Below are 11,413 nucleotides of genomic sequence, written 5' to 3' on the forward strand. Positions count from 1 at the left end.
GCCCTGCCCTGACGTGCCCCCCTCCCCCGCCCGACTTTGTAACGGATGTGAGCTGTGCGAGCATGGCCGGGAAGGCGACGGCGGAACGAGGAAACCGGTGCGAATCCGGCGCGGTCCCGCCACTGTGATCGGCGAGCGGATCCCGGACAGGCCACCGCGGGCGCGGGAAGGCCGGGACGAGCATCGACCCGAGAGCCAGGAGACTCACGCGGTCGCCTCCTCACGGAACGGGGCGGATCTCCCCGAGAGAGGAGCGCGTTTCTCATGCCGGACGGCGGATCAGCCGGTACCGCACGCGTCACGGCCGGTGGCCCTCATCTGCCGCCGCTGATGCTCTGCCTGGCCGGCCAGGGCTGGAAGACCGTCACCACGGGCCCGGCCGACCTGGCCGTGGAGGCGACCGGCGACGGCTACGAGGCGGCCTTCGACGGTGAGGGCCACTGGTTCGCCTCGCTGGCCGAGCTCACAGGATGGACCGGGCAGGCGGYGGCCCGGCGGCCACGGGGGCTCCGCCCCGCCGAGAGCCGTACGGTGAGCGAGGCACTGGCCGGCGTGTCGGCTCTCGGCCCGTATTTCGCCGTCTCGACGGATCCCGCGGAGGAGGCCGACCCGGCCTGGCGCCCGCTCACCGCGCTCCACGCCGACCTCGGCGCCCTGCGTGCCTGGACCGGTCACGTCGGGCGGCGGCTGGGCACCGGCGAGACCAGGGTGGCCGCCTCGATCCTGTTCCAGGGGCTGGCCGCCCGGCTCTGGTCGCCGGTCGTCGGCGCGGTCGCCCTCCGGGGCGTGCTGCCGGACCTCGCCCCGGCGCACGTCCACTGGCGGCCCACCGCGAGCGGCCCGCTCCCGCTGTGGACGGCCCGGCCGGCCGGCTGGGAGGTCACCGGCCCCGGCCGGGTCGCCGAGCTGGTCTACCGCAACGTGATGACCGAACTGCTCGAACCGGTGGCGCGGGCCGTACAGGAGATCACCCAGATCTCCCCGCGGCTGCTGTGGGGCAACGCGGCCTCCGCGCTGGCCGGGACCCTGACGACCGTCGCGCGCGAACGGCCGGACCTCGCCCCCCGGGCCGCCGCGCTCAGCCGCGAGCTGCTGGCCCTCGGAGTGCTGGAAGGGACCGGCGACCTCGCCGAGCCGGCCCCCGGCCGTCATTTCTTCGTCCGGCGCAGCTGCTGCCTCTACTACCGCCTGCCCGGCGGCGGCAAGTGCGGTGACTGCGTCCTGCTGCCCCACGAGATCCGCCACGACCAGTGGGCGCGGGCCCTGCGACAGGACGGAGCGGCCCCGTGACCCCCGGCTGCTCGGCCATGCTGCCTGCACCGATACTGGAACGGTGCTGAGCAGTCACCGCCTGCGGGTGCTTCTTGAGGTCTTCAGGACGGGGAGTATCGCGGGAGCCGCGCGTATCCTGCGGCTCTCGCCGTCCGCCGTGTCCCACCAGCTCTCCAAGCTGGAGGAGGAGGCCGGGGTGGGCCTGGTCGAGCGGGGCGCGCAGAGCCTGCGGCTGACCGCGGCCGGGCGGCGGCTCGCGACCCGGGCCCAGGAGGTGCTCGACATCATCGAGGCCGCGGAGAAGGACCTGCTGGCGCAGGCCAGGGCCGACGCCGGGCAGCTCCGGATCGGGTTCTTCGCCTCCGCGGGCTACCGGCTGCTGCCGCTGGCGCTGTCGACCTTCACCGCCCGCCATCCCGCCGTGGAGCTCGACCTGGTGCTCGGCCAGCCGCACGAGCTCCTGCCCGACCTGGAGCGGGGCGCGCTCGACATCCTGGTGGTCTTCGAGCACGCGCTCGACCCCTGGAAGCCGCCGGAGGGGGTCGAGGTCGCCCACCTGTTCGACGAGCCGCAGCTCCTGGTCGTGCCGTCGGGTCATCCGGCGGGGCAGCGGCAGCGGGTACGGCTCGCCGACCTGGCCGACGAACCGTGGATCACCACGTACGGCACCGACACGCCGGTGTCGGTATTGGAACGGGCCAGCGCGCTGGAGGGGTTCAATCCGATGATCCGCTGCCGCAGCGACCACTACGAGGTCACGCTCGGGCTGGTCAGGGCGGGCCTGGGGGTGGCCCTGGTGCCCAGCCTCGGCGCGCAGGGCGCGGCGGGCATCCAGGTGTGCCGGCTGGACGGGCCCCGCCTCTTCCGCAGGATCGGCGCCGCCGTCCGCCCGACCAACCCCAACCCGGCGCTGCGCTCCTTCATCGACTACCTGCGCGACGCCTCGGCCCAGATGCGCAACGCCCTGCGCTGAGACTCCGGGTCCGGCGCCCGGGCCACGAGCGGGGGCGTGAACGGGAGCGCCGGCCGCCGCACCCGGCCTGGCCTGGCCTGGAGGCATCCATCGGCTCCCACAGCCGGTCATGGGATGATCACACTCCTCACATCATTATGTCCTGACATAATGATGTGCTATTGCTTTGTCGTAAATTCATCGTTACGTTCTTGTACGACAGCATCCCCCAAACGAGGAGGCGCAATGCGTCCCCTGCCCAGGCTTTTCCTGGCAGTCCTGACGTGCTCACTTGTCGGAGCACTGTCTGTCCCGGCTTCGGGGCAGAGCATCCCGTCGGTGGACCCCGAGGTGGAGACCCCCGCGCTGTTCGACGACGAGGCCGGCGGCAACGCCAACGGCGACGACCCGGCCATCTGGGTCCACCCCTCCAAGTCCGGCAAGAGCCTGGTGGTAGCGACGGCCAAGGAGGGCGGCCTCTACGTCTACAACCTTGACGCCCAGCAGCTCCAGCACCTGCCGGCCCCCGCGGCGCCGGGGCCCGACGACGAGGGCGGTCGCTTCAACAACGTCGACGTCACCTACGGCTTCGGCGGGCGGGACCTCGCGGTCGTCTCCGACCGCGGCCGGGACCAGCTCCGGATCTACGCCATCGCGCAGGGCCAGCTGACCGACGTGACGGACCCGGCGGCGCCGTTCGTGTTCAACACCACCCAGTCGCAGGTCAACGACGGGGAGACGGCGTACGGCCTGACCACGTGGAAGGACTCCACCGGCACCTACGCTCTGGTCAGCCGCCGGCACACGACCGCGATCGGCCTGGTCAAGCTTCTGCCCAAGCCGAACGGCAAGGTCGGCTACCAGGTCGTCAGGACGCTGAACCTGCCCGCGTCGTTCGCCCTGCCGAACGGCCAGAGCTGGACCCCCTGTGACGAGCCGGGCAGGACGCCGCAGGTCGAGGGCATGGTCGTGGACCAGCAGACCGACGTGCTCTACGCGGCCCAGGAGGACGTCGGCATCTGGCGGCTGCGGGCCGACCTCACCGGGACGCCGACGCTCATGGACAAGGTCCGCGATTACGGCGTGCCCGCCACCTACGACCCGGTGACGGAGGAGTGCACGCCCGGCGTGGACCCCGGCTACGGCGGCCAGCACCTGTCGGCCGACGCCGAAGGCCTCACGATCTACTACCGGGACGACCAGAAGGGCTACCTGCTGGCCTCCAGCCAGGGCGACAACACCTTCGCCGCCTACCGCAAGGAGGGCTCCAACGCCTACCTCGGCCAGTTCCGCATCGGGACGCACGACGGCGTCGACGGCGTCGAGCACAGCGACGGCTCGACCGTGCTGAACGTCCCGCTGGGTGACTTCGAGGAGGGCATGTTCATCGCGCACGACGGCGCCAACACGCCGGCCGTGCCCGACCGGGAGAACACGAACTTCAAGTTCGTCGGCTGGGAAGGCATCGCCGACGGGCTCGACCTTGACATCGACACCGACGGCTGGGACCCCCGCGACTGAGGATGAGTGAAGCCCCCGGCCGGACGGGGCGCTTTCCAGTGGTCGCAACACGATGATCACTTAATGGTGGAGAAGCACAGCGAGGCGCTCGGCTGGGACATCCCAGCCGGGCGTCTTTCGCTGTCCGGCGGCGACGGCGTCGATCCGCTCTCGGCCGTGGACTGGGCCCCTTCCCTCGGGGAGGCGCGGCGCGGCAGGCCGCCGGTGTTCCCGGTCGAGTCGCGCCGCCAGGGGCCGGCCGGGCCTCGGAAGCGGACGGGCGGGTCGGCGGCGACGCCGACCCCGTGGTGACGGCCTGTCCCGCCGCCTTGGCCCCCGGTCAGGGAGCGGTTGAGCCGGGCCGGCAGCGTGGCCGTGGCCTCGGTCGGCGCGGCGCGCATGCTCTCGGCGCTGCGGACACCGCCGCACTCGACGCTGCGGACGCCGCCGCACTCGGCGGGCAGGTGGACGGGCATCACGTAGCGGGTGGTGCGCCCGACCAGGGCGCCGATGGCCGGCGCCTGGTCCTCGCCGATGGTCGGGCCGCCCTTTCCACGGCCGGGCACGGCGCGGTCCTCGCCGCCGGCCGGCCGTACGCCGGTCATGACCATGGGGACGCCCTGGCGGGGCTGACGCTGCCGGGCCGGGCGGCGGGGCTCGCGCGCCGCGCGGCCGGCGCGCGGGGTCCGGGCCGGCTCACGGCGCGGCTCGCCGCGCCCTTGGACGTGGAGCGCCTGGTAGGCGGTCTCGTGGCACACATGCGTCTCCGCGCGCTCGGGAAGGCTTCTGTGCAGGCTCGGGGCGATCCGCTGAGGTGGCGGAACGCGAAAGAAGGGGGCACCGCCGGTCGTCTGACCGGCGGTGCCCCCTTCTTCCGCGCCTTGTCCTCTTTCTCGCCCTGTCCGGCGCCGAGCCGTTGCGCCGCCCCTTCCCGGTACGCCGGTCGATCCCGACGATTCCCGGCACGTCTCACGGCCACTGACATCCTGATCCACAAGGCGGAAGCACTCCTCCCGCTCCGCGGTCAGCTTCTTCCGCCTCTGCGGGGATCGGATCCGGTGGATCTCGACGTCCGTCGCGCGCCCCGAGCCGGGGGGTCGCGACGCCACCCGGAAGGGCGGCCTGACTCGCCGGCGGCTTCTCCGTCCACCGGCTCAGCCGTGGTTGACGCGCCAGAAGTCGGAGACCGTCTGGCGGTTCTGGAGGTCGCCGAGCAGCACCTTGGGGTCGGTGTGGAAGAGCTGGGAATTCCAGTCGTCCAGGCCGGGCGGGGTGACCGGCGGTTTGACGGTGGCGTTGCCGGAGACGCCGCCCTCGCCGATCTCGTGCTTGACGCCCTCCTCGGTCATGATGAAGTGGACGTACAGCTTGGCCGCGTTGGGGTGCTTGCTCTTGGCGGCGACGGCGACGTACTTGGGATAGCTGAAGCCGACGAACGGCGTCATCCCCGTACACGTCGCCTGGGCGTATCCCTTGTCCTCGTTGTTGCGGAACTTCGAGATCGACATGAAGCCGATCTTCTTGTCGGTGGCGCTCGGCGCGCCCACCGCACCGGAGATGTCCTCGTCGGAGCCGGTCAGCACCGGCTTGTTGACCGACATCCGCTTGATCCATTCGTAGGCGGCGCTCTTCTCCTTGGTCTCCAGCGCCTTGCCGTACTTCGCCTGGTAGGCCTGCTCCAGCGCCTGGTTGCCGTGGGCGTCCAGCTGGGTGAAGAACGACAGCACGGTCGGCTTGCCCAGCGGATCCTGCATCACCAGCTTGCCGGCCCATTCCGGCTCGGTCAGGTCCCACACGTTCTTCACCGGGCACCCGTCGGGCGACAGCTTGGTGTTGTAGGCGAAGACCGTGGCCTTCGACAGCGCGAGCAGCGGGTTCTGGTTCTCCTGCGGGATCTGGTCCTTCAGGTCGGCGGGCACCCAGGTCTGCGCCACGCCCTGCGGGATGAGCTGGCCGACCAGCACCCCGCCGTCCTCGTACATCGCCGCGTCGATCGTCACGTTGTCGGCGGCGTGCTCTCTGAGCATCTTCTCGGCGGTCTGCGGGGTGTCGGACTTCACGCCCTCCATCGCGATGCCGTACTTGTCGGTGAAAGCCTTGGCCACTTCCTCGATGTCGCCGCTAGAGTCGTAGACCAGCAGGCTGCCCTCCTTCTTGGCGGCCTCGACCAGGGTGTCCAGGTTGAAGGCCGCGTCGACCGAGGGGCCGGGCAGCGGCTTGGCCGCCGTCGTCCCAGATGGGGCGTCGGCTCCTGTGGAGGGTGCGCACGCGGCGACGGCCAGTGCCAGCAGTGCCGCAGGGATGATCTTCCGGGTACGCCTCACGATGGCGTCACTCCTCTTGCCTCTCAAGGGTCGTATGCGCCTCTCAGAGCCCCGATCCGGCAGCGCAGTGCGCTCAACGATGAATGCCACGTGAACTGTTTGTCAAGACATTCTTACCTTTGTGAAGCAGTCGACACGATCCTGTCACATGCCGGGCGCGCGGACAGCCATCTGGTATTGGTTAAGACATCCTGATCTCCATTAATGTCTGACCGTGACTGTGACGAGATTGGACATCGACCTCGACAGGGCGAGTCCCGTACCCCTCTACTTCCAGGTGGCCGAGCGGATCGCGGAGGCCATCCAGGCCGGCGAGCTGCTCCCAGGATCCCGGCTCGCCAACGAGATCCAACTCGCCGACCACCTGGGGCTCTCACGCCCGACCGTCCGCCAGGCCATCCAGTACCTCGTCGACAAGGGCCTGGTGGTCCGCAAGCGCGGCGTCGGCACCCAGGTCGTGCACGGCCAGGTCAAACGGGCGGTCGAGCTCACCAGCCTCTACGACGACCTGCGCCGGGCGGGACAGGAGCCGGTCACCCGGGTGCTGACCATCGACACGGTCCCCGCCGAGGAGAGCGTCGCCGCCGCCCTCGGCGTCTCGCCGGGCGCCGAGGTGCTCCGGCTGGAGCGGCTCAGATACGCCCTCGGGGAACCGCTGGCCCTGCTGCACAACTGGCTGCCGGCCGGGTCCACCCCCCTGTCGGCCGAGGCACTGGAACAGCACGGGCTCTACGAGCTGCTCCGCTCCACCGGCGTCCGCATGCGGGTCGCCAACCAGCGGATCGGCGCCCGCGCCGCCACTCCCGCGGAGGCCCGGCTGCTGGAGGAGCGCCGCTCCTGCCCCCTGCTCACGATGGTCCGCACGACCTATGACGACCAGGGCAGGGCCGTGGAACACGGCTCGCACGTCTACCGCGCCTCCCACTACGCCCTGGAGGTCACCCTCGTGGAGCGCTGACCGCACTCCGGAACCTCACACTGGTGATGATGATAGTTAGTCCGAATGTCAGGACAAAGTCTTGACGGTTTACCTCCCGTTCATCTAGAACTGGAGGCCCCTGGACGAGGAGTCATCATGCGTGTGGGTTTGTTGGGCCTTGGTCGTATAGGCGTGTTTCACGCTGCCACCCTTTCCGCTCTTGTCGACGAGCTGGTCGTCTCCGACGCCGACCAGAGTAGGGCGGAGGAGGTGGCCGGACGGCTCAAGGCCCGCGTCGGAGACCCTTTCGACGCCGACGCCGTGGTCATCGCCACCCCCACCGCCACCCATGCAGAGTTGCTGGTAAGAGCCTGTGACCTGGGGGTGCCGGCCTTCTGTGAGAAACCCGCGGCGCCCGGCGTCGCGGAGACGATACGGGTCGCCGACGCCGCCGAACGGAGCGGGACGGTCGTGCACATCGGCTTCCAGCGCCGCTTCGACGCCGGCTACACGGCCGCGCGCGAGGCGCTGCGGAGCGGCGAGCTCGGCACGCTGCACCGGGTCCACATGATCACCGGCGACCCGGCGCCGCCGGCCCCCGACTACATCCCCATGTCCGGCGGCATCTTCCGGGACTGCCACATCCACGACTTCGACATCCTGCGCTGGGTCACCGGCCGCGAGGTGGAGAGCGTCTACGCGACCGGCTCCAACCGGGGCGAGGCGTTCTTCGCCGAGGCCGGCGACGTCGACAACAGCGCCGCGCTGCTCACCCTGGACGACGGCACGCTGGTCACCCTGCAGGGCTCCCGCTACAACGGCGCCGGCTACGACGTGCGGATGGAGCTGGCGGGCACCCTGCGGACCCGGGCGGTCGGCCTCGACCCGCGCACGCCGCTCACCAGCGCCGAGGGACTGCAGCCGCCCGGCGAGCCGTGGCCGGACTTCCAGGCCAGGTTCGACGCCGCCTACATCGCGGAGATGAGCGCGTTCCTGGCGGCGGCACGGGGTGAGCGCGAGAGTCCCTGCACGGTCCAGGACGCCCTGGCCGCGCTCTACATCGCCGAGGCGGCGGACCTGTCCCGCCGCGACGACCGTCCGGTCCGTCTTCTGGAGGTGACCAAGTGAGGATCGCTGCGGCTCCCATCTCGTGGGGCGTGTGCGAGGTGCCGGGCTGGGGACACCAGATGCCCCGGGAAAGAGTGCTGGCCGAGATGGCGGAGCTGGGCCTGACGGCCACCGAGCTGGGCCCCGACGGCTTCCTGCCCCCGGAACGCGAGCAGCGCGCACAACTGCTCGACGGATACGGCCTGCGCGCGGTCGGCGGGTTCGTCCCCGTCGTCCTGCACGACCCCGGCCATGACCCGCTGCCGGGTCTGCGGGCCGCGCTGGCCTCCTTCGACGAGGAGACGGTGGTCGTCCTGGCCGCCGCCACCGGCGCCGACGGCTACGACGCGCGTCCCTCACTGGACGCGGAGGGCTGGCGGACGCTCCTGGGCAACCTGGACAGGATCCGGCGCGAGACGGCCCACCTGGTCACCCTGCACCCGCACGTCGGGACCATGGTCGAGACCAAGGACGAGGTGGAGCGGGTGCTCGACGGCAGCGCGGTCCCGCTCTGTCTGGACACCGGCCACCTGCTCATCGGCGGCACCGACCCGATGGACCTCGTCCGCGAGACCCCCGAGCGGATCGCGCACGTCCACCTCAAGGACGTCGACACCGCCCTCGCCGAGCGGGTCCGGTCCGGCGAGCTGTCCTACACCGAGGCAGTGAAGGCGGGGATCTACCGCCCGCTCGGCCGCGGCGACGTGGACGTCCCCGGCATCGTCACCGGCCTGGGAGCCGCCGGATACGCGGGCTGGTACGTGATGGAGCAGGACGTCGTCCTCGGCTCCGAGCCGCCCGGCGGCGCGGGCCCCCTCCACGACGTCCGCGCGAGCGTGGCCTTCCTGGGGAGCCTCGCGTGACCGACGTGCTGACCATGGGGCGGGTGGGGGTGGACATCTACCCGCAGCAGGTGGGGGTGTCGCTGCGGCAGGTGGAGACCTTCGGCAAGTATCTGGGCGGCAGCCCGGTCAACGTGGCGGTGGCCGCCGCCCGGCTGGGCCGTTCCAGCGCGGTGATCACCCGGACCGGGGCCGATCCGTTCGGGTTGTTCGTTCATGACGCGTTGCGGGAGTACGGGGTCGACGACCGTTATGTCAGTGCGGTGCCGGGACTGCCGACGCCGGTGACGTTCTGTGAGATCCGGCCGCCGGAGGACTTCCCGCTGTATTTCTACCGCTGGCCCAAGGCGCCGGATCTGGAGATCCTGGCCGAGGAGCTGGACCTGGAGGCGGTGGCCGGGAGCCGGTTGTTGTGGGCGACGGTGACGGGGTTGTGCCAGGAGCCGTCGCGGGAGGCGCACTGGGCGGCGTGGCGGGCGCGGGGACGCCGGGCGCACACGGTGCTGGATCTGGACTACCGGCCGATGTTCTGGCCGGATGTGCGGGCTGCGCGGATACAGGTGCAGCGGGCGCTGGGGCAGGTGACGGTGGCGGTGGGCAATCTGGATGAGGTGGAGGTGGCCACCGGCACGCGGGACCCGTATGAGGCGGGCCGGTTGCTGCTGGAGGCGGGCGTGGAGCTGGCGATCGTCAAGCAGGGGTCGGCCGGGGTGGTCGGGATGCGCGCGGGGGAGACGGTGGAGGTGGCGCCGGTCGAGGTGGAGGTGGTCAACGGGCTGGGTGCGGGGGACGCCTTCGGTGGGGCGTTGTGTCACGCCCTTCTGGAGGGCTGGCCGTTGGAGCGGACGCTGCGGTTCGCGAACGCGGCCGGGGCGATCGTGGCCGGGCGGCTGGCGTGCGCTCCGGCGATGCCCACCCTCGACGAGATCGAGGACGTCCTGTCGGGTGAATCCCCCAGAGGAGAGACCGCGCATGCGTGAGGAGGACTACCGCCGGCTGCTCGACGACCGGGCCCGATATCCGGAGCGGGTGGCCGAGGCTGCCGCCGCGCGCGGGCGCAGGCCGCTGCTGGCCGACCGCGACCAGTTGCTGATCATCGCGGCCGACCACCCGGCGCGCGGCTCGCTCGGCGTCGGTGACCGCCCGATGGCCATGGAGAGCCGCGCCGGCCTGCTCGACCGGCTGACGAGCGCCCTGGCCAGGCCCGGCGTGGACGGGCTGCTGGCCACCCCCGACATCGTCGAGGACCTGCTTCTGCTCGGCGCCCTGGAGGGCAAGCTCGTCATCGGGTCGATGAACCGGGGCGGCGTGCAGGGCTCGGCGTTCGAGTTCGACGACCGCTTCACCGCCTACGACACCGCCTCGATCGTCCGGATGGGGCTGGACGGCGGCAAGATGCTCTGCCGGATCGGCCTGGACGACCCCGTCACCGCCGCCACCCTGGAGTCCTGCGCCGGGGCGATCACCGAGCTGGCCTCGCACGGCCTGATGGCGATGATGGAGCCGTTCTGGTCGCGGCGGGTCGGCGGCGCGGTCAAGCACGACCTGTCCCCGGAGGGGATGATCCACGCCATCAACGTCGGCCAGGGACTCGGCGCGACCTCCGCCCACACCTGGCTGAAGATCCCGGTGATCGAGGAGATGGAACGCGTCATGGAGGCCACCACGCTGCCGACCCTGCTGCTCGGCGGCGATCCCACCCAGGCGCCCGACCGGGTCTTCGACTCCTGGGGCAAGGCGCTGCGGCTGCCCGGCGTGCGGGGCCTGGTCGTCGGCCGGGCCCTGCTCTACCCGCCCGGCGACGACGTGGCGGCGTCCGTGGACACCGCGGTGAGCCTGCTGGAGACCTCATGACGCACATTCCCCGCGGCACCGCCGCCGACGCCCCGTGGGCGGTGAAGATCACTCCCGAGTCGGCCGGGTGGACCTATGCCGGACTGCGGGTCGTGGACCTGTCCGGCGGGAGCGTGGAGTTCACCACCGGCGACGAGGAGATGCTGGTCCTCCCCCTGTCGGGCTCGTGCGAGGTCACCGCCGACGGCCTGCGGCTGCCGCTGGCCGGACGCACGTCGGTCTTCGACTCGGTGACCGACTTCGCCTACCTGCCGATCAGGACGTCCGCCCGGATCACCGGCACGGGCCGTTTCGCACTCCCCGCCGCCCGCGCGACCCGCCGCTTTCCCATCCGGTACGGCCCGGCGCACGAGGTCCCGGTCGAGGTGCGCGGCGCCGGCCAGGCCAGCCGCCAGGTCAACAACTTCTGCGCCCCGGACGCCTTCGACTGCGACAAGCTCGTCGCGGTCGAGGTGCTCACCCCCGGCGGCAACTGGTCGTCCTACCCGCCGCACAAGCACGACACCGCCTCCGAGCACGAGGCCGTACTGGAGGAGATCTACTACTTCGAGGGCGGCCCCGGCTACCAGCGGGTCTACGGCACCCACGACACGCTGGCCGAGGTGTCGGGCGGAGACGTGGTGCTGGTCCCGCACGGCTACCA

The 11,413-nt window shown here is 71.4% G+C and carries 11 protein-coding genes and 1 riboswitch; of the genes, 9 read left to right on the plus strand and 2 right to left on the minus strand.

Annotated features, from left to right (window positions below; all coding sequences use genetic code 11):
• The first annotated feature begins 33 nt into the window (after window positions 1-33).
• Window positions 34-223, plus strand: a riboswitch (cobalamin riboswitch).
• A 41-nt stretch (window positions 224-264) separates the two neighbouring features.
• The 3 genes from CA984_RS38190 (at window position 265) to CA984_RS38200 (ending at window position 3,745) form a co-directional block, all read left to right on the plus strand.
• On the plus strand, window positions 265-1,290 hold the full coding sequence (locus CA984_RS38190) for a (2Fe-2S)-binding protein (RefSeq protein WP_207621192.1): 1,026 nt from the start codon (window positions 265-267) through the stop codon (window positions 1,288-1,290).
• A gap of 43 nt (window positions 1,291-1,333) precedes the next feature.
• On the plus strand, window positions 1,334-2,245 hold the full coding sequence (locus CA984_RS38195) for a LysR family transcriptional regulator (protein ID WP_012892042.1): 912 nt from the start codon (window positions 1,334-1,336) through the stop codon (window positions 2,243-2,245).
• 318 nt (window positions 2,246-2,563) lie between these two features.
• Window positions 2,564-3,745 carry a phytase gene (locus CA984_RS38200; protein WP_242676403.1) on the plus strand — a complete coding sequence of 394 codons (1,182 nt, stop codon included), beginning with the start codon at window positions 2,564-2,566 and terminating at the stop codon, window positions 3,743-3,745.
• Between the two features lie 56 nt (window positions 3,746-3,801).
• On the opposite strand, the gene CA984_RS45675 is transcribed toward CA984_RS38200, so the two are convergent.
• Together CA984_RS45675 and CA984_RS38210 are read right to left on the minus strand one after the other, a co-directional pair.
• Window positions 3,802-4,482, minus strand: a complete 681-nt coding sequence (locus CA984_RS45675; RefSeq protein ID WP_086578263.1) for a hypothetical protein — start codon at window positions 4,480-4,482, stop codon at window positions 3,802-3,804.
• Between the two features lie 396 nt (window positions 4,483-4,878).
• Window positions 4,879-6,048, minus strand: coding sequence for an ABC transporter substrate-binding protein (locus CA984_RS38210; protein WP_086578264.1), 1,170 nt, complete (start codon window positions 6,046-6,048; stop codon window positions 4,879-4,881).
• Window positions 6,049-6,262: 214 nt separating this feature from the next.
• Here CA984_RS38210 and CA984_RS38215 point away from each other — a divergent pair, with 214 nt between their 5' ends.
• The 6 genes from CA984_RS38215 to iolB all read left to right on the plus strand — a co-directional run.
• Window positions 6,263-7,006 (plus strand): GntR family transcriptional regulator, encoded by a 744-nt coding sequence (locus CA984_RS38215; RefSeq protein WP_086578265.1) that lies wholly within the window; start codon window positions 6,263-6,265, stop codon window positions 7,004-7,006.
• Between the two features lie 117 nt (window positions 7,007-7,123).
• Window positions 7,124-8,095, plus strand: a complete 972-nt coding sequence (locus CA984_RS38220; RefSeq protein ID WP_086578266.1) for a Gfo/Idh/MocA family protein — start codon at window positions 7,124-7,126, stop codon at window positions 8,093-8,095.
• Entirely contained in the window at window positions 8,092-8,937 is an 846-nt protein-coding gene (locus CA984_RS38225; RefSeq protein ID WP_086578267.1) for a TIM barrel protein, read from the plus strand. The genes CA984_RS38220 and CA984_RS38225 overlap by 4 nt, the downstream gene beginning before the upstream one ends.
• A complete protein-coding gene (iolC, locus tag CA984_RS38230) occupies window positions 8,934-9,896 on the plus strand; it encodes a 5-dehydro-2-deoxygluconokinase (protein WP_207621193.1) in 963 nt (320 codons plus the stop codon). Before CA984_RS38225 ends, iolC begins: the two co-directional genes overlap by 4 nt.
• Window positions 9,889-10,770, plus strand: coding sequence for a Cgl0159 family (beta/alpha)8-fold protein (locus tag CA984_RS38235; protein WP_086578268.1), 882 nt, complete (start codon window positions 9,889-9,891; stop codon window positions 10,768-10,770). Before iolC ends, CA984_RS38235 begins: the two co-directional genes overlap by 8 nt.
• On the plus strand, window positions 10,767-11,413 hold a 647-nt coding region (iolB, locus tag CA984_RS38240), incomplete at its 3' end, for a 5-deoxy-glucuronate isomerase (RefSeq protein WP_086578269.1). The genes CA984_RS38235 and iolB, both read left to right, overlap by 4 nt.

The sequence above is a fragment of the Streptosporangium minutum genome (assembly GCF_002149035.1).
Taxonomy (GTDB): Bacteria; Actinomycetota; Actinomycetes; order Streptosporangiales; family Streptosporangiaceae; genus Streptosporangium; species Streptosporangium minutum.